Below are 22,259 nucleotides of genomic sequence, written 5' to 3' on the forward strand. Positions count from 1 at the left end.
CCCCACATTGGTGAACAGCACCACATCGCGGTTGCCGCTCACGTAGTCCGTATCACTGATCTGCTTGTGATCGCCTCCCATCCCGATCACATACACATCATCCCCAGCTCCGCCGTTCAGGTTGTCGTTGCCGCTGCCGGCGATCAACCAGTCGCGTCCTGAGCCACCTTGCAGCACATCATTACCGGCTCCACCATCGAGATGGTCATCCCCATCACCACCAACCATCCAGTCATGGCCATTCCCGCCTTTCAACACATCAGCGAACCCTCCGCCATACACATAATCATCTCCATCTAAGGCATCGACTCGATTCACCATGTCCGTAAAGCCACCCAGCCAATCGTTCCCTGCCGTCGCACCTCCCACCACCGCGCGATCGCGCAGCTCAACATCACCCCAGACCGTTCCATCCGCAAATTGAAAGGCTTCGATTCGGTAGATCTCTGAGGCAAAGTAGTGATCCACCCACAGACGATCGCCGGCTCCGTAGTGCAGATACAGCTGGGAACCGTGGCGTTCCACCAGATGTACATCGGTTGGCCCCACATTGGTGAACAGCACCACATCGCGGTTGCCGCTCACGTAGTCCGTATCACTGATCTGCTTGTGATCGCCTCCCATCCCGATCACATACACATCATCCCCAGCTCCGCCGTTCAGGTTGTCGTTGCCACTGCCGGCGATCAACCAGTCGCGTCCTGAGCCACCTTGCAGCACATCGTTACCGGCTCCACCATCAATAAGATCCTGACCATCTGAACCTTGAAGATGGTTGGCTGCTGCCGTTCCTTGAATCAGGCGATGCTCAGAGAGAAGACGGAGGAGGATGTTGCTTGGACGATCCCTGGATGAGACAGACTCCTGCAACTTGGTCAGAATCAGATTCCCTTCATCACCAAGCGAACGCAAAGCCCGAGTTAGATGGGCGAGCTTGTGAATATCTTCTGTCTTGACAACATACGAATCGAGATACTCGGCCACCGACTCCAGCGCATCATGTAATGGCTCTGCATCAAGAACGCCGCCGGGACCGACGAATTGCTGAAGGATGGGCAAGCCATCCGTCTGGAGGATCAGCTGGTCTTCCAGTTGGAGGCGGAAAGTCTCATAGGCCTTGTGGAGCATGGCCACGGAGGCACCGATGGGGCGGGGGTCAAGCCAGCCCTGGCGATAGGTCTGATCGAGCAGGCGCTCCATCACAGCCAGACGCCCGTCGATGGCACTCCAGTTAGAAAGCTCGTCAGGAGATCTCACTCCGACCCAAGAAAAGATCAACGGGTCAATCAGTGCCTCACGCTGTATCGAACTTCCTTGAATCCAGCGTTCAAGAATCAAACGTAAGTCGCCAGAAGGATCCATCGCCATGGCCTGGTGAAGGTCATGGACACTTCCCATGCCTTTGAGATTGGGAAGGCTGGAGATTCCTTCATCAATCAAGACAGGACGGAGCCATCGTGTCCGTGCTTTGTCCACCCGAAACCAGACGTCATTCATGGATTGAAGAGTTCCATCAGAGACACGGAACTCGCCAATCTGTAGATGACGATTGCCTTGGGGATCTATGAAGTTTGAGTCCGTATAGCCCACCCCAAGCCGAAGCACACCGGCCTCATCGAGACTTTGCAACTCTCCTCGATCGACAACTCCATTGCTGTCCCCGTCCCTCCAGACCCTAAGCGTCGACCATGCTGAATCAAGCTGATCGATGAATCGATCACCGTTGTTATCTAAAACTGCTAGAGCTTCAAATCCATTGGCAGCCTTGCTACCGTTCGGAAGCAGAGTGTTGTTGCCAAACAATTCACCACCGTTATCGATAGTGCCGTTACCATCAAGATCACGAACCAAAAGGCCATCCTTCGGGCTAATCCAGCCTGTCCTTTCAGCAAAGCCATTGCCATCATGATCGAAATGCACTGCTGAGAAAGCCTCGGCTGACGTTATGACGCCATTGCGGTCGAGATCAAGTACAAGTGGACATGAATAGGGCCGTTCCGCCGCCTCGAATTGATCTCTTAATCCCTTCAGACCCTTATCCCATAGATCGGCGAGATGGCCAGCCATGAACTCAGCAGCCTCATCTGCATAGGCACTTCCAAGCATGGAGGCAGACAGCATCAGCCCGCCTGCGGCGAGCCAGCCCAACGGACCCGCGGCCAGCAGGGGAGCCACGGCAAGTGAAGCAAGTCGGCCCGCAAGAATCGCCCCGGCATTCTCCAAAGCCCACTGAGTCATGATCCGCTGGGCAGACTCTTGATCGCCTGCATCCATGGCCGCTTTGGCGTCATGGGCCACTGCGGCCAGGCTGACGACATCAGCAATGTGACCCAGCTGATCCATGGCCGTGATCCATCGGGATGTACCCAGTGAGTTCTGAGATCGAAGGTCCTGCCGGTAGTGAACAGCCAGATTGTCCTGGGCATTCCTGATGGCCTTCAGCGTCTCACGATGCGCAGCAACTCTCTCCGGAGGAATGAAGTCCGCCATGGACCGCATCGGAGTATCGGGGGGAGGGGCTTTACCGTCAATAGAGATTGAATCCTCAAAGAAGCTTCTTGCATCGACTACATAATGCTGGTTAATCTGCGCCGGCTTACCATTTTCATCGACTGATATCCGCAAACGGGATGCTCTTTCCTCGGACGCAGCTCGAATCACATGGAATGCCTCTTCCACAGACATCCCATGAAAGGCTTCTATTGGAATTCCATCAATCCTAGTAACGCTTGGATTGCTTAGAATGAGTGGAAGCTCTGTTTGAAAGAAAACTCGATTTGGGGATGCTCCGCCAGTGAAAGTGACCACTTCACCAGCAGCATCCGCGACATAGCGCGCAGAAACCCAGTCCCAAACGCCATTGTTGACTCTCTTCCCATCAACAACCTCACCATCCATGAAGCCATTTAGGGCATCTTGGTCGTCTCCAAATAATTGCTTTAGCTTATCAGCAAACTTCTTATTGTAGTGACTAGAGTTCATTGTCAGACTGAGGAATTTACCCACCTCAGACTGATCGATTGTCCTGACATCATTCCCAGACTCATGAAGCGCTTCTGCGATTGCTCCTGAATGGATTATTTTGTCTCCAAGAGAGGAGAATTTCCCTGTGACTCCGCTATACAATATCGTCACAGCACCTGCGGCCCGGTGATCAACCCGTTCAATCAGATCAAGAAGCTGCTCTTTTGTGGCGACAGAATCCAGCAAGGCATTAGCCTGCTCAGCGGTAAGTACCATTTTGCTTTAAAGCTGACTACGCAGTGGGTAGAGACTTAAAAATGAAAGATCACAACCGATTCAGATGAGTTTTGCCCCTGCTCGCCATCTCTTCCAAACGCCATCAAGGCTTCTTTCAGGACATACCTAACTTCATTTATGTCCAGTCCACCCAGATCAGAAGGCTGGATATGTGAGACTTCCTGCCACACAATCATGGGCGGATTATTCTTTACAACTCTAGAGTTGTTCAGAACATTCAAGGATATGTCAAGAAGCGTCTCGCGAATAAGCAACCAAAATCTTCCTTCTGGCTCGTAATCTCTAGCAAAGTTTTCTACAATCCCTCCCCACAAATAAAAATCCCGCTCTTTATCCCTCGTCCAGTAACGACCATCACCGGGCTTAAACGGCAGGTTGTACTTAGCAATGTCGTCGTCCGAGACCACTTCATTCACGAAGGCCATCTGGATTTCCTCAAAGGCTTTGGAGCAGAACGGGCGGAAGCCTTGAGCCGCGATGGCGCAGTTGCCATCGCGCGGCCTCCCGGGAATCAGGAGCTGCACGTTGAGAAGGTAACGATGGGGAAGAGGATTGGCCAGCTACGGCAAAACGCCGAAGGTCTGCATGTCCTTTTCCAGGCTTCCCGGTAGCGGTCAAGGTTCCATTGTCTTTCTGGTCAACCGCTTCGCGTAGCGACTCGGTCCCCCATCTGAAGCCCCCCTCACCGATCCAGTTCCAACCACTGCAGTGCCTCCCGCGCGGCCTTCTCCTGCCCCTGACGGTGCCTGAAGGCGATGGCCACCACACAGGGAAGGCGGATCACCGTTGGCAGCGTTCCCGATGGCAGCCGGTTGCGGCTTGCTGTGTAGTGCCACCAGGTTGTTCCAGCTGACAAAGGGGTGTGAGGTCGACAGGGCTGTGGTGCAACCCAACAGCCCAAGACCTCACACCCCAAGCAGACACACCCCAATGCCCGCCTGACGCCGATCGGTCGTGAACGCCTGATCCGCCAGCATCTCGATGAGGGCAGGAGCCTCGCTCAGCTGGCCGCTGACCACGGGATCAGTGAGCGCACCGCCAGCAACTGGCTGGCGCGCTTTCGTTCAGGCGGGTCAATGGCTCTGGCGGATCGTCGCAGCAACTGCAATCAACTCCAGCAGGCCGTCGAGCACCAGCAGCCTTGCACGGGCGATGCGGCGCCTGGGGCTGAACCGATGGCGGAATCTCGGCCCAAAACCGTCGGGGCACCGGTACCAGTGAGAGCAACCGGGCGACAGGCAACCCGACCGCCTGCTTTGCCAGAAGCGGCGAGTCTTCGAGGGATTCTACGAGAGAGATGATTTTTGTCATAGGTTGATCAATGATGCCTAGCGCTCCAGATCAGAAGCGGGCCCGCGAACATGGGCATTCCCAATGTCCTCCGCACCCGCCTTCTGTATGTTGCTGTTAGAAGGTCCACTCATCGGTAGACATCTCTTCTGTGGCCAACCTTAACAACGTCGACAACATGCGTCTCATCATCGACGGAGTAAATGACCTGATAGTTGCCTTGACGGACACGCTAAATGTTCGGCCTGCCCGCGAGCTTTTCAGAACCTGTTGGCCGCGGTTGAGTTGCCAATGATTTAATCTTCTCAATCAATGGTGTCAACGTCGCCTTGTCTGATACCGCCTGGAGTTCTTTAGCAGCTGATGGCTTAATCGAGAGACTATATTCGGCCACTATCTCTCAGGCTTGTGACAAACTCTTCGAAGCCAGAACTCGACTCGGCTTGCCTCTGATCAGCATCTCTCAAATCATCAGCATCTTCGGCCAATGTCATGCGCACTGCTTCATTGAGCATGTCCGATATTGAGCGGTTACATGCAGCAGCTCTTAGGCGCAGTGCACGATGAACATCCGCGTCGAAGAAGATGGTGGCCCGCTTCGTTTCATCCATTCCTGGACCTTAGCGCTTTGACGTCAAGGCGTCAGGACGGCGGCGCTTCCGGCTTTCCTCTGATCCTTACTTACGCTTGCCATCATCTGGCCGCCAAGAGCCAGAACGTTCAACAAAGATCATCAAGGGGCGGCTCAGGTGTATGGCATTGCCAGCCGATTTCTCGCCTGCATCACAGATCGCCTGGTTCGAGGCCGGTGTGCTTGGCGATTCGAGACAACATCCTGGGGCCAATCTCCTCGCCTTCATGGAATGCAAAAACATAGTCCGGATAGTCTGCATGTCCAAGCGTCATGTGAGATCCTGACTGACGCTTAACTCTCCATCCAATGGACTGCAAGGCTGACAATACTTTTCTGGCTTTGGCTGACGGCCAATTACTCATGCAGAGAGTGGAAGCGAAAACCGGATGCTGACTGGCTCGGATTCGTCATTTTCAAGCCGATCAGCGATAACACGAAGGGCTAGGACTTCAGCCTTTGCCATTGCATCAGTAGAGGAACTTCCGTATGCCAGGACTCCAGGTAGCTCCGGCACCTCGGCGATCCAACGACCGTCTACTTCTTGTTCGCACTCCAAAGTGAAATTCATGTTTAGATACCTACTGGTGCCACTGTAGCAATATGCCGCTAGAGCGCATCCTGTTCCTCCTCTCAGCCAGGCGCCCTTCCCAGAGATTCGCCCAACTTGTTAGTCGGTGGTTTCCGTGAACCACTGCCGGCAATCGCTCCTTTCCGAGAACCACGGCAGAAGCCAACTCGGTACATGGCAAGAACCCTGTCATGCCAAGAGAGATGAGCTCCTCTCCTGCTCAACAGGATTGGCCGTGGTTCACGGGTCCGAGAACCACCTGTGCGTTTCGCTAAATGATGTTCGTTGCGCTACTGAGCGCTAAGGGGGCCGCAATTCGGCGCTTGGGTATAGAGCATCCCCCCTCACCGATCCAACTCCAACCACTTCCGCGCCTCCACCGCCGCCTTCTCCTGCCCCTGCCGGTGCCCGAAGGCAAAGGCCGCCACGCAGATCAACGTGATCGCCGCCGGCACCGTCCCCGACCGCAGCCGGTTGCGGTGGGCCAGATCGTCCGGCAGGCCCCCCAGCGTCAGCACCAGGAACCCCACCGCCCCCAGGGCCGTGAGGCCATAGAGGAACGGCGTGATCGTGCGGCGCGTCAGGGCGTGCAGCAGCAGCACCGCCAGCCCCACCCAGGGTAGGCTCGAGCCCAGGGCCCACAGCCAGCGTTCGCCCGATCCATCGGTGAGCCGGCGGCGGCAGGCCAGTTCGCGCTTTATCCGGCTCATTCGCGCCGTGGCGCCCCGCGCCGCTCGGCCAGCACCGCCTGCACCTGGCGCCAGTCGACGCCGTGGTGGGCCAGGGCCACCTGCAGGTGGAAGATCAGATCGGCCGCCTCGCCGGCGATCGCCGCCGGGTCGTCGTCCTTGCAGGCCATCACGAATTCGGCGCTCTCCTCGCCGATCTTCTTGAGGATCCGGTTGTCGCCCCCCTCCAGCAGCTTGTTCGTGTAGCTGCCCGGCTCCGGCCGCTCCCTGCGGCCGTTGATCACCCGGGCCAGTTCGGTGCACACATCCGCCGGCGGCGGCAGGGCGTCCGGTCCGCCGGTGGTGGCCGTGTCGCCCTCCCCGTAGAAGCAGCTGCGGGCGCCGGTGTGGCAGGCCACCTCCCCGGTCTGCTCGATCGTCAGCAGCAGCACATCGGCGTCGCAGTCGTAGCGCAGGCCCCGCAGCGTCTGGAAATGGCCGCTGCTGGCGCCCTTGTGCCACAGCTCCTGCCGCGAACGGCTCCAGTAGTGCACCTCACCGCTGGCCAGCGTCCGCTCGATCGCCTCCCGGTTCATCCAGGCCACCATCAGCACCGCCCCGTCCAGCCAGTCCTGGGCGATCGCCGGGATCAGGCCGGCGGCGTCGAAGCGCAGCGTGGCCGGTAGGGGACTGGTGGTATCCACGGCATCGGTCACAGCGGCGGCGGCCAGGAGAGGAATCCATCCTGCCTGTCTTCGGATCCTCCCTTGCTCCGTAGCTTGAAACCAAAGGCCAGACCCCGTTGGCGATCTCGAATCCTGGCCAGGACGATCCCTCTCCTGTCGGAGCTCCCCATCCAATGGAACGCAGCTCTTTGGAGAAGGCGCCCACCGGCATCAAAGGCTTCGATGCGGTCACCGGCGGCGGCCTGCCCCGGGGCCGCGCCACCCTGGTGACCGGAACGGCCGGCACCGGCAAGACCCTCTTCGCGTCGGAGTTCCTGCTGCGGGGCATCCTTGACTTCGGCGAGCCCGGCGTGCTGTTGGCCTTCGAGGAAACGCCCAACGACCTGGCCGCCAACCTGGCCTCCCTGGGCTTCGACCTGCCCGCCCTGGAGGCCGCCGGACAGCTCAGGGTGGAATCCTGCCGGATCCGGCCCGCCGAAGTGGTGATCGCCGGGGCCTTCGACCTGGAGGCGCTGTTCGTGCGCCTGGAGGCCGCGGTGAAGCTGGTGGGGGCCAGACGGGTGGTGCTCGACACGATCGAGGTGCTGCTGGGCGCCTTCGGCGACGAGAGGATCGTGCGCGGCGAACTGTCCCGCCTGTTCGACTGGCTGAAGGAGCGCGGCCTCACCACCGTGATCACCGGCGAGCGGGGCCGCAAGGGGGAACTGACCCGCTTCGGCATCGAGGAGTACGTGAGCGACTGCGTGATCGTGCTCGACCAGCGGGTGCTCGAGGAGGTCTCCACCCGGCGGATGCGGGTGATGAAGTATCGCGGCGCGTCGCACGGCACCAACGAATACCCGTTCCTGATCACCAAGAGCGGTTTCCTGGTGCTGCCGGTCACGATGCTCGGCCTGAGCTACAGCGCCTCCAAGGAGCGCGTGTCTACCGGCATCGTCGAGCTCGATCGGATGCTCGGCGGCGGCATCTACCGCGGTTCCACCCTGCTGGTGACAGGCACCGCCGGCACCGGCAAGACCACGGTCGCGGCGCACCTGGTCGCGGCGGCCTGCCAGCGCGGCGAGCATGCGCTGCTGGTGTCGTTCGAGGAATCGCCCGACCAGCTGGTGCGCAACATGCAATCGGTTGGGATCGACCTGGAGCCCCTGCGGGAGAGCGGTCTGCTGCGGATCTGGTCCGAGCGGGCCTCCGCCCAGGGTCTGGAGGAACACCTGGGCCGGCTCGGGCTGCTGCTGGAAGAGAACAAACCCGACGTGGTCGCGCTTGATGCCTTGGGCTACCTCACCAACGTGGGCACCGACCGTGAAGTGACCGCCACCGTCCAACGGCAGATCGATCTGATGAAGTGCCAAGGCATCACCTCGGTGATCACCTCCCTCACCCACAAACCGGGCGAGGAAGAGAGCACCATCGGCGTCACCGCGATCACGGACACCTGGTTGCTGCTACGCGATCTGGAGCACGATGGCGAGCGCAACCGGCTGCTGTTCGTGCTCAAGAGCCGGGGCATGCACCACTCCAATCAGGTGCGCGAATTCCTCATCACTGACCAAGGCGCCGAGCTGATCGATGTGGCGATCGGACCCGATGGGGTACTGACCGGATCATCCCGGATGCAACATCTTGCCCGGTTGAAGATGGAGTCTTCCAGGCGCGAGGCCGAATTACTGCGTCGCCGGAAGGCCTTGGATCGCCGCCGTCGGCAGATGGAGGAGAAGATCACGACCCTTCGCGAGGAGCTCAGCGAAGAGACCGTTGAGCTGGAGGACTTCGCCACCCAGGAGATCATCCAGCAGGAGGCAGAGACCCATGTAATGGAACAGTTGGAGCGTCAGCGTGGAACTGGGCGATGATCCCACCCACCGATCCCACTGGCGAAGCCCCGGATCCGCAGCTCGTGGTTCTGACCCTTTACGTCAATGGCACCTCCACCCGCTCGGCGGCCGCCCTGATCACCCTGCACCGCCTCTGCCAGGAGGAATTGGCCGGCAAAGTGCAGCTCACCGTGGTGGACATCCGCAACGATCCGGCGGCCCTCAGCGAGGACCAGATCCTGGCGGTGCCGACCCTGCTCAAGCGACTCCCCCTGCCCCCGCGTCAGATCGTGGGCGATCTGGCCAACAAGGAGCGGGTCCTGCAGGCCCTGGACCTGGCCCCATGAGTTCAAGCCAGCCCACCAAGGAGGGCGGCGAGATCCGGCAGTTGCGCAGCCAGATCGACGACCTCTCCACCACCCTCAGCGCCATCCGCAACGGCGATGTGGATGCGCTGGTGCGCGACGAAGCCGGCGTCCTGCAGCTGTACAGCCGCACCACCGCTGACCGGCCCTACCGCCTGATCGTGGAGCAGATGGGCGAGGGGGCGGCCACCCTCTCGCCTGAGGGCCGGATCCTGTTCGCCAACCGGCAGCTCGCAGAGCTTCTGCTTCGCGATCAGCGCGGGCTCGTTGGACGTTCCATCCAGGAGCTGGTGACGGCGGAGCATCCACAGAACCTCCAGAGTCTGCTGGCGGTGAACACGGGCCATTCCCTGAGCCTTCCCCTTGAGCTGCTGAGTTCAGCGGGCCTGGCGGTGCCGGTGCTGGCCTCCATCAGTGGCCTGGAGCTCTCAGGAGAGGTGGTGCTCTGCCTGACCACTGCCGACCTCAGCCGGATCCTGAAGGCTGAGCAGGCCCTGGTGGAATCGGAGCTGAGCTTCCGGATGCTCGCCCTCAACGCCCAGGACGGCATCCTGATCCTGAACTGGGAGAGCGGAAAAATCACCTTGGCCAACCCCTATCTCTGTCAGTTGCTGGGTTTGGAGCCCACCGACCTGATCGGCCGACCGATCTGGGAGATCGGCGCCTTCGACGACCAGCAACGGGCCCACGAGCTGTTCATCGAACTCAAGGACAAGGGGATGGTCCGCTACGACGACATGCCCCTGAAGTGCGCCAATGGGGAACTGAAAGAGGTGGAGTTCGTCAGCAACGTCTACCTCTCGGGCCAGGAAAGGGTGATTCAGTGCAACATCCGCGACATCTCCGATCGCAAAGCGGCTGAGCGGATCGCCCAGCTGCGCCAGGCCGACGTGCAGCAGGGCCTGGAGGACATCGTGGCGGCCCTGGTGGTCCTGAGTGAGGCCCGTGATCCCTACACCGCCGGCCATCAGAGCAGGGTGGCGGATCTGGCGGCCGCGATCGGCCGGGAGCTGGGGCTCGATGACGATCAATTGAGGGGATTGCACATCAGCGCCCAGGTCCATGACATCGGCAAGCTCACCATTCCCTCGCAGATCCTCACCAAGCCCACCAAACTCAAGCCCCAGGAAATGGACCTGATCCGCACCCACGTCCAGGAGGGTTACGACGTTCTGGCGACGATCCACTTCCCCTGGCCGGTGGCGAAGGCCGTGCTCCAGCACCATGAGCGGCTCGATGGCAGCGGCTATCCCAGGGGGCTGCAGGGCGAGGCCATCGGCCTGTGGGGCCGCATCCTGGCTGTGGCAGATACGGTCGAGGCGATGTCCACCGATCGGCCCTACCGCTTCAGCCTGGGGATCGATGCGGCCCTCGAAACCATCGAGGCCGGACAAGGCAGCCTGTTCGATCCGGCCGTTGTGGAGGTCTGCCTGCGACTGTTCCGGGAGCAGCGCTACGAGATCAGGCAGCATGACCCATGAGTGCGCCGGCTGAATCCAACGATCTCATCCAGCTGCGCCGGCAGGTAGCCGATCTGGAGCGGGCCCTCGAAGCGATCCGCAGAGGTGATGTGGACGCGCTGGTGATGGGCAGTGGAGGCCGGGTGCAGCTCTACCAGCGCACCACGGCTGACCGTTCCTACAAGGTCATGATCGAGGAACTGGGCGCAGCGGTGGCCACCGTTTCGCGGCTGGGCCTGATTGTGTTCGCCAACCAGCGGTTGGCGGAGTGGCTGCATTGCGAGCGCGCATCGCTCCTTGGCCGTCCGCTTCGGGACCTGGTGCTCGACGCTGACTGGCCAGGCCTGGAGAGGCAACTGGCGGTTCGTGACGGCAGCATCACACAGTGCCCCTTGACCTTCCGCCGCAGCGATGCAACGCCGTTGCCGGTGCTCGTCGGCCTGACGCTGATGCAGATCGAAGGGGAGCTGGTGCACGCTCTGGTGGCGATCGCCGACCCCGACGCTGCGGCCCGCGGCCAGCGCCCAGTGCCCCATCGATCCCGAGCCTGGCTCCGCCGCACCCCTGCTGGGGGCCAGCGGGCGCTCGAGGGAACCGGGAGCCAGAAGCTGGGCCTGGTGTTGCTCTTTGCGCTCCTGTTTGGCTTGGCCCTGCTGGATCGGGCGCTGCGGCCTGAGATCGTGATTCTCCCCTACTACCTGGTTCCGCTGCTGCTCGCGATCAGCTTCGCCCGCCCCCGCCAGATGCTGGTGCTGGCGCTCACGGCCCTCAGCCTGGCGATCCTGGTGGGCCTGTCTGCGTCGCAATTGGGTGACGCCGACTACGAGCTGCGGCTCTTGGCCTTGGTTTTGGTGGGACTGGTGTCGCTGGGCCTGACGGTCCAGCGACAGCGCCGCGAGCGACAGCGCATCCAAGCGGACCGTGACATCCAATTGGTGGCGGAGAACTCCTCTTCAGTGGTGTTCCAAGCCAACGTCGAAGGCGAAACCGAGTGGATTTCGCCGTCTGTCACGTCCCTGATTGGCTGGGAGCCCGAACAGCTGGTCGGCCAGCCGTTCCAATCGTTCGTCCACCCGGATGACTTCCAGCAATGGCACAAGGCCAAGGCCGCCTTCGCCCGCGGTGAACATCAGCAGCTCCGGCTGAGGGTGCGCCAGGCCGGGGGGGGGTACCGCTGGGTGAGTGTGAACGGCCGCGGAGCCAAAGAGGCCTCCGGGAGCGTGATCGGGATCATCGGCAGCTGGCGCGACATTCAGGAGGAAGTGGAGGCGGAACAAAGCAGCGCCATCTTGGAGTCCCGCCTGAGATCCACCCTCGATTCCCTCTTCGATGCCCACATGGTGCTGGAGGCCCGTCGCGACGCCTCTGACGTCATCCTGGATTTCACCGTTGTGGCGATCAATCAGGCCGCCTGTCATTACAACCTTCTCAGCGCTGACCAGCTGATCGGCGGGAGCCTGCTGCAACTTTTGCCCGCCCACGGCAGCACCGGCCTGATGGCGATCTACGCCCAGACGGTGGAGACGGGCCAACGGCTGCTGCTTGACGATTTCGCCTATCGCCACGATCTCCTCGGCGACACAAGACATTTCGACATCCGTGCTGTCGCCCTGGGAGAGGAGCTCAGCGTCACCTGGCGAGATATGAGCGAACGCTCAGAGAAGAGTCGCCGGCTGGTCGAATCCGAAGAGGCCTTCCGGCTGCTGGCCCAGAACTCCTCCGATGTGGTGGTCCGCGTAAGGGACGACAAATTCTTATGGGTCTCCCCCTCGCTGACGGGGGCACTGGGCTGGCAGCCCGAGCAGTGGATCTCTCGCTCCCCGCTCGACAGGATCCATCCCAATGACCTTGCCAGCTATCGCACCGCAATCCAGGCCATCGCACGGGGTGAGAACGTTGTGCGACGTGGGCGCATCAGCGCCCAGGACGGCACCTGGCACTGGGTGGAGGTGAACGCGGCCCCCTTCCGGGATCTCCGGGATCACATCGATGGTGTGGTGGCATCGTTCCGGATCATCGATCGTGAGGTGGCCGCCCAGCAGATGCTGGAGCACCATGCCCACTTCGATGAACTCACCGGCCTGCTCAACCGCCGTGAGGTGCTGGAGCGTATCGATACCGGCAAGGTCCCGGTGCAGCGCACCGGCCTGCAGACCGCCATCCTCTTCTGCGATCTCGACCGCTTCAAGGCCATCAACGACACCCACGGCCATGCCGCCGGTGATCAGTTGCTGAGGACGGTGGCCGCGCGCATCCAGGGCTGCCTGCGCCGTGAGGATCTGGCGGCACGGGTGGGGGGCGACGAGCTGCTGGTGGTGCTCAAGGGGGTGCAGGATCTGGACAACGCCGTGGCGATCGGGGAGAAGATCTGCAGAGCGGTGCAGGAGCCGGTGCCCACGGCCGCCGGGGAGCTGCAGATCAGCCTCAGCATCGGCGTCACCCTGGCGCTGCCGGGGGAGAGCAGCGACGTCCTGATGGCCCGCGCCGATGACGCCATGTACAGGGCCAAGCAGACGGGCCGCAACAGGGTGTTCCCGATCAGCGGATCCACCTGATGGCAGCCTGGGGTCACGCCCGCATCACCATGAAGGCCGCCCACACCTGCAGCAAGAGCTACGGCGGCTTCCCCTGCTGCCACCGCCAGTGGCGCCACCCGGGCCACTGCCGTTTCGTGCACGGCTACAGCCGCAGCTTCACCTTCTGGTTCGCCGCCCACCAACTCGACATCCACGGCTTCGTGGTCGACTTCTCCAGCCTCCAGCCCCTGCGAGCCCGGCTGGAAGAGCAGTTCGACCACACCTTCCTCGTGAATCACGACGACCCCCTGCTGGCCCAATGGCAGGCCCTGCATGAGCAGGGCGCCCTCGACCTGCGGGTGATGGCCAACGTGGGCATGGAAACCAGCGCCGAACTGGCCTGGGGCTGGGCCAACGAGCTGCTCCATCCCCGCGACGGCGGCCGCAGCTGCTGCTGGCGGGTGGAGGCCCGCGAGAACGAGGCCAACGCCGCCTGCTTCCAGGCCGTCCCCGCCTGGTTCGAGGCCGGCCCCACACCTGAGGAGCCCTGGCCGGCGCCGTGATCCTCACGCGCCTGGCCACCGCCTGGGCCCTGTTCCAGGGGCTGCTGATCGAGGCGCTGCCGTTCCTGCTGATCGGTGTGCTGATCTCCGCCGGCGCCCGCTGGTTCGCCCCCGGCGGCCGCTGGCTGCGGCGGCTGCCATCCCACCCCCTGCTGGGTCCGCTCACCGGCGCCGCCCTCGGTTTCGCCCTGCCCGCCTGCGAATGCGGCAACGTGCCGGTGGCCCGCCGCCTGCTCAGCGGCGGCGCGCCCCTCGGCGCCGGCCTCGGCTTCCTGTTCGCCGCCCCCGTGCTCAACCCGATCGTGATCGCCAGCACCTGGGCCGCCTTCCCCGACCAGCCCTGGCTGCTGCTGGCCCGCCCCCTCGGCGCCGTGCTGGTGGCCGTGGCCCTGGCCCTGCTGCTGGGCCTGGTACCCGAACCCCAGCTGCTGCAGGCCGACCTGTTGGCCGAACGGCGCCTGCACCAGCCCCTGGCGGCGGTGGGGTTGCTGGAACGCTCCAGCGGCCTGGTGGGCACCCCGCCCCCAACGGCCCTCAGCGCTGAGACCGCCCCGGCCCGGCCGCCCCTGGCCGAGCTGATCAAGCACGCCAGCCAGGAATTCCTCCAGCTCGCCTTGCTGCTGGTGATGGGCAGCGTCATCGCCGCCCTGGTGCAATCCTTCGTGCCCCGCAGCTGGTTGCTGGCGGTGGGCGGCGCCCCCACCCTCTCGATCCTGGCCCTGATGCTTCTGGCCCTGGTGGTGTCGGTGTGCTCGAGCGTGGATGCGTTCCTGGCCCTCAGCTTCGCCGCCCAGGTCACCCCCGGGGCCCTGCTCGCCTTCCTGCTCCTGGGCCCGGTGATCGACCTCAAACTCGTCAGCCTGCTCGGGCTGCTGTTCCGCCCCCGCGGCCTGGTGCTCACCACCGCCGGCGCCGGACTGATGGTGCTCCTGATCGGCCAGTGGGTGAACCTGTGGCGCCTGTGATCCCGCCACCACTGCAGCGGGCCGGCCTCTGGCGCGCCGCCAGCCTTGGCCTCTGGGCCGTCGTGTTGATCTACAGCAGCGTCGACGGGCGCCTCGACCTGCTGCTGCGGGCGGTGTTCCACCCCCTGGTGGCCCTCGCCGGCCTGCTGCTGCTGGCGGTGGCCCTGCTGCAGCTGCACCTGGCCTTCGGGCCCGGCCGGCAGGAGCGGGGCGACCGGCGCCAGGCCCGCACCCTGCTGCTCACCGCCGCCATCGCCCTGTTGGTGCTGCTGCTGCCGCCGGCCCCCTCCTTCGCCGACCTGGCCGGCCAGCGCCCCCGCGACGAGACCGCCGAAAGCGAACTCAGCTTCGTGCTGCCGCCCGCCCAGCGCAGCCTCACCGACTGGGTGCGGCTGCTGCGCAGCCAGCCCGATCCCCAGCTGTTCGCCGGCGATCCGGTGCGCATCAGCGGTTTCGTACTGCCCATGGAAGGTGAGCCTCCCCAGCTGGCCCGCCTGCTGGTGCGCTGCTGCCTGGCCGATGCCTCCCCGGTGGGGCTGCCGGTGCGTTGGCCGGCGGGAGCGGCCCCCTTCCCCGCCGACCAGTGGCTGGCCATCGAGGGGGTGATGGACCTCAGGCCCGCCCCCGGCGGCGGCGAGCGGCTGGAGGTGATTCCCAGCCGCCTCCGGCCGATCCCCCGGCCGGCCCGGCCGCTGGAACCATGAGCCCGCTCTCACGCCTCCCCTGGGCCCGGCCCCTGCCCCTCAGCCTGGGCCTGGCGGCGCTGCTGGCCCTGCTCCAGCAGCAGCTGCTGCTGCGCCAGCCGCCCCGGCTCGAGCGGCTCACCCCCGTTGCCGCCAGTTCCGGGCCCGCCGCCCTGCAGGCCCGCTTCAGCCGGCCGATGGACCCCGCCAGCCTGGCCGCCGCAAGCCGCCTCTCGCCGGCCCTGGCCCACCGCTGGCTCGGGGACGGCGACACCCTGCTGCTCAACCTGGCCCCCGACCAGCGCCTCAGCTCCCCGTTGATCCTGCAGTTGGCCGGCGCCGACCGGCGCGGACTGGCCCTGCCCCCCCAGCGCTGGCAGTGGGATCCGCGCCCCCGACTGCTGGCGGTGGTGCCGGTGGGCTCCGGCGAGCAGGTGCAGCTGCGGGAGCACGACGGCCGCTGGCAGCCGATCACGCCGGTCTGGCCGCGGATCACCATGGTCGAGCCCCTTGGCAACGGCGAGGCCGTGGCGGTGGTGGCCCGCTCCGAAGCCGGCCGCTTCCGGGTCTGGCGCGTGCCCTTGCGCCAGCAGCCCGTGCGGCCCCTGGGCCGCCAGGGCACCGCCGAGCCAGCCCCCGTCCAGGCCGGTGCGCCCGAGCCCCTCGGCGCCGGCGAGATGGTGTTCGCCCACATCAGCGGCAACCGCCGCGGCGACCTGCTGGTGCAGGCGGGTGGGGAGCAGCCCGACCAGGTGAGCCTGCAGCTCTGGCCCCCCCGGGGCGGCCCCAGTCGGCTGCCGCTGGAGGCCAGCGGCGCCGTGCGGCTGCTGCCGGAAGGCGGCTCGGCGGTGGTGCCGGAGATCGACGGCCTCAGCCTCCAGGACCTGCCGCCCCGGCCGCCCCGCCGCCAGACCCTGCCCGGCAGCCGCGACCTGAGCAGCTTCTGTCCCCGGGCGGGGCGGGCCCTGCTGGTGCGCCACTGGCCCGATTTCCGCCGCTCCCTGGAGCTGGTGGAGCCGGGCCTGGCCCCCCGCCAGCTCTGGATCGGCCCCCAGGCCCTGGTGGCCACGGCCTGCAGCCGCGGCGGCGAGCGGGTCTGGGCGATGCTCGTGGAAGGGGTGGGCCGCCCGGCCCTCACCCTGATCAGCCTCGACCGCCGCGGCACCGTGCTGGCCTCCAGGCGCCTGAGCCGCTGGGAGCTGGAACCCGGCACCGGCCTCAGCTATGACCCCACCAGCGACCGACTGGCCGTGGTGCTGCGCCCGCTGGAGCAGGGCCAGGGGGCCCCACCTCCGGCGCAGGTGGTGCTGATTGAGGCCACCAGCCTCACCCCCGTGCCCCTCCAGCAGGAGGCCCTCCAGGCCATCTGGCTGCCGGCAGGGTAGAAACGGGTCCATGCAGGCCCCCTCCGCCCCTGATCTCCCCCCCCGCCAGGCCTCCCTGCTGGCGGAGTTGCGCCAGGCCGACGGCGAACTGAGCGGCCAGGATCTCCACGCCCGGCTGCGCAGTGGCCCCGCCGCCATGGGCCTGGCCACCGTCTACCGCCACCTGCGCCAGCTGCAGCAGCGGGGCCTGGTGCGCTGCCGCCACCTGCCCAGCGGCGAGGCCCTTTATGCCCCGACGGAGCGGGACGAGCACCACCTCACCTGCGTCGACTGCGGCACCACCCGGGTGCTCAGCCACTGCCCGGTGCACAACCTGCCCATCCCCGGCGAGGAGCTCGGCGGTTTTTTGCCGATGTACCACACCCTGGAGTTCTTCGGGCTGTGCGAGCGCTGCCGGGGCGTCAGTCCCTGAGGCTGTCGCGGTGCAGCACCGCCATCACATCAAGGATCTGGTTGCAGCGCTCGGGCGGCACGCTGATCAGTTTCCCCAGCCGCTGCAGCATCTCCTGCTCCACCGGCTTGAAGCTGCGGTTGGTGTGCACCAGCAGGGCCGCCATCGCATAGGCCGTCTCCTGCTGGGGAGGGGTCAGCAGCGGCGCGGCCTCCATCAGCAGCGTCTCCCAGCCACCCGAGCGCAACCGTCCCAGCAGGCCGTCGAACATCGCCCCCATCACGGCTTCGCCGAGGTTGCTGTAAGGCGATCGCACCTCCAGTAACTGGCGCAGCATGGCGGCCTCATCGGCGTCGAGGGCGCCATCGCAGGCCACGGCGGCAAGGCCGATGGCGGCGAAGGCTTCGCTGGAGTTCATGGACCGGGTTCATCGGCCGCTATTCCAGCAGCCTTCACCGTGCTGGTGGGGCGGCCGCGCCGTCAGAATCCCCACAACGCCTTCGCCTCTCCCCATGACCAGCACGAACCTGGACGCCCCGACAGCGGCGGCGGCGGTCAGCGAGGCCAAGCCGATCTCTGTGCCGGTGACAATCCTCACCGGGTTCCTGGGCGCAGGCAAGACCACCCTGCTCAACCACATCCTCAGCAACCAGGAGGGCGTCAAGACCGCCGTGCTGGTGAATGAGTTCGGGGAGATCGGCATCGACAACGAGCTGATCGTGGCCACCGGCGACGACATGGTGGAACTCAGCAACGGCTGCATCTGCTGCTCCATCAACGGCGAGCTGCTGGAGGCCGTCTACCGGGTGCTGGAGCGCCCCGAACCGGTCGACTACCTGGTGGTGGAAACCACCGGGCTGGCCGATCCCCTGCCCGTGGCCATGACCTTCCTCGGCAGCGACCTGCGGGACCTGACCCGGCTCGATTCGATCATCACCCTGGTGGACGCGGAGAACTTCGGCCCCGAGACGCTGCAGGGGGAGGTGGGCCGCTCCCAGATCGTCTACGGCGACATGATCCTGCTCAACAAGTGCGATCTGGTCAGCGAGGAGCGGCTCGAGGCCCTCGAAAGCGAGCTGCGGGCGATCAAGAGCGAGGCCCGCATCCTGCGCTCGGTGAAGGGCGCGGTGCCCCTGCCGCTGCTGCTGAGCGTGGGCCTGTTCGAGACCGACAAGGTGGTGGCCCAGCAGCAGGCCCCCACCCTCACCCCCGCCCCCAGCCACGACCACAGCCACGACCACGGCAGCGAGGACCACAGCCACTGCGACCACGACCACGGTCACTGCGAACACGAACCCGAGACGGCGACCGCTGACGGCGGCCACGATCACGGCCATCACCACGATCACAGCCACGACCACGGTGGCCATCCCGACCACCAGGCCATCGAGGGCTTCACCTCCCTGTCCTTCAGCAGCGACGGCCCCTTCTCGCTGCGCAAGTTCCAGAACTTCCTGGACAACCAGATGCCGGGCGGGGTTTTCCGCGCCAAGGGCATCCTCTGGTTCAACGAAAGCGAGCGCCGCCACGTGTTCCACCTGGCCGGCAAGCGCTTCTCCATCGACGACAGCGACTGGCCGGGGGAGCGCAAGAACCAGCTGGTGCTGATCGGCAAGGATCTCGACCACAAGCGGCTGCGCCAGCAACTCCAGGCCTGTGTGGCCAGGGACGCGGGCAAGGGCTTCGCCTGATCGCCCCCTGCCGAGTGGGCCGAAATGCGGCAACCACTACGGAAGCACCGGCTGGCGCCGCTAGGGTTGCCACCTACGAGCCTCTTCTATGACCGAGTTCCTCCTGATGACGGGCGTCCTCGCCCTTCTCGGTCTGGTGCTGTGGATGGCCATGGATTCCGACGACGACAACGGCGGCGGTGGCCTGATGCAGCCTGCTTTGATCCCGGTGCGGCGCTCCACGTCCTACTGACACGTAACCATTGATACGCGCCGTCGCGTCGTTTGTTCCTTCTGTCAGAAGGGAGCCTTCATAGGGTCCGGGCCTGCACCCGTGGTTCCCGATGTCCAGCTCCAGGATTCCCCTTCGCCGTTTCTGGCTTCCTGCCGCCGGTGTCGGCTCCCTGGGGGCGGCGCTGCTGGTTTGCTTCGGCAGTGGCCCACAGCCGGCGATCGGCCAGTCCCAGGACGGCCGTCCCGCCATCGCCCAGGCCGGAACCACCATCGGTGTCTACTCGGGCCGGCACTACAACACCGACAAGGAGCTCTACCGCAAGTTCACCGCCAAGACGGGCATCAAGGTGAACCTGCTGGAGGCCAAGGACGACGCCCTGCTGGAGCGCCTCAAGAGTGAGGGCAAGAACAGCCCCGCCGATGTCCTGGTGCTCGTCGACGCCGCCCGGCTCGACGCCGCCACCGACCAGGGCCTGTTCCGTCCCGTCCGTTCGGCCGCGCTTCAGCGGGACGTGCCCGCCAACCTGCGCGACTCCCAGGGCCGCTGGTACGGCCTGACCCGGCGTGTGCGTGCCGTGGTGGTCAACCCGAAGCTGGTGAATCCCGCCACGATCCGCACCTATGCCGACCTGGCCAAACCGGCCCTGAAGGGCAAGCTCTGCCTGCGGGAGCGAAAGAGTCCCTACAACCAGTCGCTGGTGGCCAGCCAGATGATCCTGCGCGGTGATGCCGCCACCCGCACCTGGATCCGCGGCATGGTGGCCAACGTGGGCCAGCCCTTCTTCACCTCCGACACCCCCCTGGCCCGGGCCGTCGCCCAAGGGGAATGCGGCGTGGGGGTGGTGAACACGTACTACGTCGCCCGCATGCTCTCCGCTGAGGCCAGCGCCCAGGACAGGCAACTGGCCGGGCAATTGAAGGTGATCTACGTCAATCCGTCCCACGTCAACATCAGCGGTGCCGGCGTCACCCGCCATGCCAGGAATCCCCAGGCGGCGATCAAGTTGATTGAATTCCTGGCCTCCCCCACCGGCGGCCGCGGCTACGCCGAAGCCAACAACGAATACCCCCTCAAGGGCTTCGGGGAGAATCCCATCCTCAAGCGATTCGGCACCTTCAGGGCCGATGGCGTCTCGGTGGAGCAGATCGGATCCAGGAGCAGGGCGGCCACCTTGATGATGGAATCGAACGGCTGGAAGTAGGTCACCGGATGGGGGGTTTGGCAACGGCCGAGCGTGGGACAGGCGCAAGGGCCGCACCGCCACTGCGGCGTGCCCCCCTGGCGGCGGCCGTTCTCCTGGTCTGCGGACTGGCCCTGTTGCCGTTCCTGGCCCTGGCTGGCTTTGCCGTGCGGGAGGCCGGCTCCAGCCGGCTCTGGCTGGGGAGTGAAGGCCTGGAACAGCTGCTCAACACCCTGGCGCTGGTGTTGGCCGTCGGCCTGATCGGGGCCCTGCTGGGCACCGCCAACGGCTGGCTCACCGCCTGCTGCCAGTTCCCCGGCCGCCGCTGGTTGCGGCTGGCCCAGGTGCTGCCCCTGGCGGCTCCCGCCTTCGTGCTGGCCGCCGTGCTGGTCGATCTGGGCAGCCGCTGGGGCTTCCGGGTGCATGGCATCGGCTGGGCCGTGCTGCTGCTCAGCCTCACCACTTACAGCTATGTGTTTCTGCTCTCCACCGAGAGCTTCTCGGGCAGTGGTCAGCGCCAGCTCGAGGCCTGCCGCAGCCTGGGCGTGGGCCCCTGGGGCAGCTTCCGGCGGGTCGCCCTGCCGTTGGCGCTGCCCTCCATCGGCGCCGGGGTCGCCCTCAGCGGCATGGAGGTGGTCAATGAGCTTGGCGCCGTGGAACTGCTGGGCGTGCCCACCCTCTCGCGGGGCATCCTGCAGCGCTGGCAAGGCGAAGGCGATCTGCAGGGGGCCGTGGGTCTGGCCCTGATGGCCCTGGTGCTGGTCAGCCTGCTGGTGGGGGCCGAACGCTGGATGCGCCACCGCAGCCGCCGCTGGACCATCGGCCAGGACGGCGCTGGCGCGCAGCAGTGGGAGCTGGGGGGCTGGCGGCGCCACCTGGCCCAGCTGCTCACCCTGCTGCCGCCCCTGGTCAGCCTGGGGCTGCCGCTCACCTGGCTGATGCTCAGCCGCGACCAGCTCCAGAGTGATCCGCTCGAGGACCTGCTGGCCCTCACCCTGCGCAGCCTCGGCCTGGCCCTGGCCGCCGCGCTGCTCACGGTGGCGACGGCCTTGCTGCTGGCGATCAGCCGCCGCTGGCTCTCCCATCCCCTGCTGGGCCGGCTGACGTTCTTCGCGGGCATGGGTTATGCCGTGCCCGGCACCGTGCTGGCCCTGGCCCTGATGCTGATCGGCGGACCGCTGCAGCTCAGCCCCCTGCTGCTGCTGCTCTGGGGCTACGGCGACCGCTTCCTGGCCGTCTCGAAACAGGGGCTTGATGCCGCCTTCGAGCACATCCCCCCCAGCCTCGATGAATCCGCCACCAGCCTCGGCTGCGGCTGGCTGGCGGTGCTGCGCCGGATTCACCTGCCCCTGCTGCGGGGTCCGGTGCTGGTGGGGGCGCTGCTGGTGTTCGTCGATGTGGTGAAGGAACTGCCCCTCACCTTCTCCCTGCGCCCCTTCGACTTCGACACCCTCTCGGTACGGGTCTACCAGTACGCCAGCGACGAACGGGTGGGTGCTGCCCTGGTGCCGGCGCTGCTGATCCTGGCCCTGGGGCTGGCGGCCTCGGTGGCCCTGATGCCGAGCCTCGAGCGCCAGGGCAAGGGGAACTGAGCAGGTTCAGTCAAGCTCAGTCGCGGCCACAGCAGCACTTGCCGCCTTTCCACTTGGAGCATTTTTTCTGGCGGCAACCCTTCTTCTTGGCCTGGGGCTGGGGACCGCGAACGCTGATCGCGGCGGGGCTGTCGGGGAGGCTGCCGAGGGAATGGGCCATGGGAGGGCGAAAGGAGTGGGAAAAAAGGAAGAGCTTCAGGCGGCCAGGGGGGCGCCATCGACCAGGGCCGGGGCCAGGCGCAGGCCGGATTCACCGCTGGGGACCTGGAGCAGTTCGGCGGCCCGGATGCGGGAGATCAGCCGGGTGGTGGTGACCCGGGTGGTGCCGATCAG

General features: G+C 65.1%; 21 protein-coding genes and 2 pseudogenes. 14 read left to right on the forward strand and 9 right to left on the reverse strand.

Translation table 11 applies throughout. The annotated features are described in order from the left end of the window. Together KQ305_RS06875 and KQ305_RS06880 are read right to left on the reverse strand one after the other, a co-directional pair. The coding region (locus KQ305_RS06875; protein ID WP_259724678.1) for a calcium-binding protein at positions 1-3,210 on the reverse strand (3,210 nt) is incomplete at its 3' end. 65 nt (positions 3,211-3,275) lie between these two features. Then, positions 3,276-3,785, reverse strand: a complete 510-nt coding sequence (locus tag KQ305_RS06880; protein ID WP_259724679.1) for a hypothetical protein — start codon at positions 3,783-3,785, stop codon at positions 3,276-3,278. A 441-nt stretch (positions 3,786-4,226) separates the two neighbouring features. On the opposite strand from KQ305_RS06880, the gene KQ305_RS06885 reads away from it, so the two are divergent. Next, the gene (locus tag KQ305_RS06885; protein WP_259724695.1) at positions 4,227-4,562 is read left to right on the forward strand and encodes a helix-turn-helix domain-containing protein; all 336 of its coding nucleotides are present in this window, start codon (positions 4,227-4,229) and stop codon (positions 4,560-4,562) included. 119 nt (positions 4,563-4,681) lie between these two features. Here KQ305_RS06885 and KQ305_RS15425 read toward each other — a convergent pair. The 4 genes and pseudogenes from KQ305_RS15425 to hisIE form a co-directional block, all read right to left on the reverse strand. Continuing rightward, positions 4,682-4,771: pseudogene (locus KQ305_RS15425) on the reverse strand (type II toxin-antitoxin system RelE/ParE family toxin); the annotation flags it as partial. A gap of 563 nt (positions 4,772-5,334) precedes the next feature. Next, positions 5,335-5,547, reverse strand: coding sequence for a type II toxin-antitoxin system HicA family toxin (locus KQ305_RS06890; RefSeq protein ID WP_259724680.1), 213 nt, complete (start codon positions 5,545-5,547; stop codon positions 5,335-5,337). A 550-nt stretch (positions 5,548-6,097) separates the two neighbouring features. After that, positions 6,098-6,463 (reverse strand): hypothetical protein, encoded by a 366-nt coding sequence (locus KQ305_RS06895; RefSeq protein ID WP_259724681.1) that lies wholly within the window; start codon positions 6,461-6,463, stop codon positions 6,098-6,100. Next, positions 6,460-7,125, reverse strand: coding sequence for a bifunctional phosphoribosyl-AMP cyclohydrolase/phosphoribosyl-ATP diphosphatase HisIE (hisIE, locus tag KQ305_RS06900; protein ID WP_259724682.1), 666 nt, complete (start codon positions 7,123-7,125; stop codon positions 6,460-6,462). The genes KQ305_RS06895 and hisIE overlap by 4 nt, the downstream gene beginning before the upstream one ends. Before the next feature lie 155 nt (positions 7,126-7,280). On the opposite strand from hisIE, the gene kaiC reads away from it, so the two are divergent. From kaiC to KQ305_RS06945, 9 genes are read left to right on the forward strand one after another with little or no spacing between them, the layout of a single operon-like run. Then, positions 7,281-8,960 (forward strand): circadian clock protein KaiC, encoded by a 1,680-nt coding sequence (gene kaiC, locus KQ305_RS06905; RefSeq protein WP_259724683.1) that lies wholly within the window; start codon positions 7,281-7,283, stop codon positions 8,958-8,960. After that, positions 8,957-9,268 carry a circadian clock KaiB family protein gene (locus KQ305_RS06910; protein ID WP_259724684.1) on the forward strand — a complete coding sequence of 104 codons (312 nt, stop codon included), beginning with the start codon at positions 8,957-8,959 and terminating at the stop codon, positions 9,266-9,268. The genes kaiC and KQ305_RS06910 overlap by 4 nt, the downstream gene beginning before the upstream one ends. Continuing rightward, complete coding sequence (locus tag KQ305_RS06915; protein WP_259724685.1) at positions 9,265-10,767, forward strand: HD domain-containing phosphohydrolase; 1,503 nt, start codon at positions 9,265-9,267, stop codon at positions 10,765-10,767. Before KQ305_RS06910 ends, KQ305_RS06915 begins: the two co-directional genes overlap by 4 nt. After that, positions 10,764-13,301, forward strand: a complete 2,538-nt coding sequence (locus tag KQ305_RS06920; protein WP_259724686.1) for a diguanylate cyclase domain-containing protein — start codon at positions 10,764-10,766, stop codon at positions 13,299-13,301. Before KQ305_RS06915 ends, KQ305_RS06920 begins: the two co-directional genes overlap by 4 nt. After that, positions 13,301-13,825: a 6-carboxytetrahydropterin synthase gene (locus tag KQ305_RS06925; RefSeq protein WP_259724687.1), complete on the forward strand. Its 525-nt coding sequence runs from the start codon at positions 13,301-13,303 to the stop codon at positions 13,823-13,825. Before KQ305_RS06920 ends, KQ305_RS06925 begins: the two co-directional genes overlap by 1 nt. Then, positions 13,822-14,790, forward strand: a complete 969-nt coding sequence (locus tag KQ305_RS06930) for a permease (RefSeq protein WP_259724688.1) — start codon at positions 13,822-13,824, stop codon at positions 14,788-14,790. Before KQ305_RS06925 ends, KQ305_RS06930 begins: the two co-directional genes overlap by 4 nt. Then, the gene (locus tag KQ305_RS06935) at positions 14,787-15,494 is read left to right on the forward strand and encodes a TIGR03943 family putative permease subunit (protein WP_259724696.1); all 708 of its coding nucleotides are present in this window, start codon (positions 14,787-14,789) and stop codon (positions 15,492-15,494) included. Before KQ305_RS06930 ends, KQ305_RS06935 begins: the two co-directional genes overlap by 4 nt. Continuing rightward, a complete protein-coding gene (locus KQ305_RS06940) occupies positions 15,491-16,858 on the forward strand; it encodes a hypothetical protein (protein WP_259724689.1) in 1,368 nt (455 codons plus the stop codon). The genes KQ305_RS06935 and KQ305_RS06940 overlap by 4 nt, the downstream gene beginning before the upstream one ends. 10 nt (positions 16,859-16,868) lie before the next feature. Beyond that, entirely contained in the window at positions 16,869-17,270 is a 402-nt protein-coding gene (locus KQ305_RS06945) for a Fur family transcriptional regulator (RefSeq protein ID WP_259724690.1), read from the forward strand. Here the strand turns inward: KQ305_RS06945 and KQ305_RS06950 are convergent. Continuing rightward, positions 17,260-17,667: a tellurite resistance TerB family protein gene (locus KQ305_RS06950; protein WP_259724691.1), complete on the reverse strand. Its 408-nt coding sequence runs from the start codon at positions 17,665-17,667 to the stop codon at positions 17,260-17,262. The genes KQ305_RS06945 and KQ305_RS06950 overlap by 11 nt on opposite strands. A 94-nt stretch (positions 17,668-17,761) precedes the next feature. On the opposite strand from KQ305_RS06950, the gene KQ305_RS06955 reads away from it, so the two are divergent. From KQ305_RS06955 to KQ305_RS06970, 4 genes are all read left to right on the forward strand, one after another. Continuing rightward, positions 17,762-18,940: a GTP-binding protein gene (locus KQ305_RS06955; protein ID WP_259724692.1), complete on the forward strand. Its 1,179-nt coding sequence runs from the start codon at positions 17,762-17,764 to the stop codon at positions 18,938-18,940. A gap of 106 nt (positions 18,941-19,046) precedes the next feature. Next, complete coding sequence (locus KQ305_RS06960; RefSeq protein WP_259724698.1) at positions 19,047-19,172, forward strand: hypothetical protein; 126 nt, start codon at positions 19,047-19,049, stop codon at positions 19,170-19,172. A gap of 91 nt (positions 19,173-19,263) precedes the next feature. Then, positions 19,264-20,355 (forward strand): extracellular solute-binding protein, encoded by a 1,092-nt coding sequence (locus KQ305_RS06965; protein ID WP_259724693.1) that lies wholly within the window; start codon positions 19,264-19,266, stop codon positions 20,353-20,355. Between the two features lie 17 nt (positions 20,356-20,372). Next, on the forward strand, positions 20,373-21,926 hold the full coding sequence (locus KQ305_RS06970) for an ABC transporter permease (RefSeq protein ID WP_399230878.1): 1,554 nt from the start codon (positions 20,373-20,375) through the stop codon (positions 21,924-21,926). Positions 21,927-21,942: 16 nt separating this feature from the next. On the opposite strand, the gene KQ305_RS06975 is transcribed toward KQ305_RS06970, so the two are convergent. Beyond that, positions 21,943-22,086 carry a hypothetical protein gene (locus KQ305_RS06975; RefSeq protein WP_259724694.1) on the reverse strand — a complete coding sequence of 48 codons (144 nt, stop codon included), beginning with the start codon at positions 22,084-22,086 and terminating at the stop codon, positions 21,943-21,945. Positions 22,087-22,121: 35 nt separating this feature from the next. After that, a pseudogene (locus tag KQ305_RS06980) lies at positions 22,122-22,259 on the reverse strand (Crp/Fnr family transcriptional regulator); the annotation flags it as partial.

The sequence above is a fragment of the Synechococcus sp. CS-1332 genome (assembly GCF_025127995.1).
GTDB lineage: Bacteria > Cyanobacteriota > Cyanobacteriia > PCC-6307 > Cyanobiaceae > Cyanobium.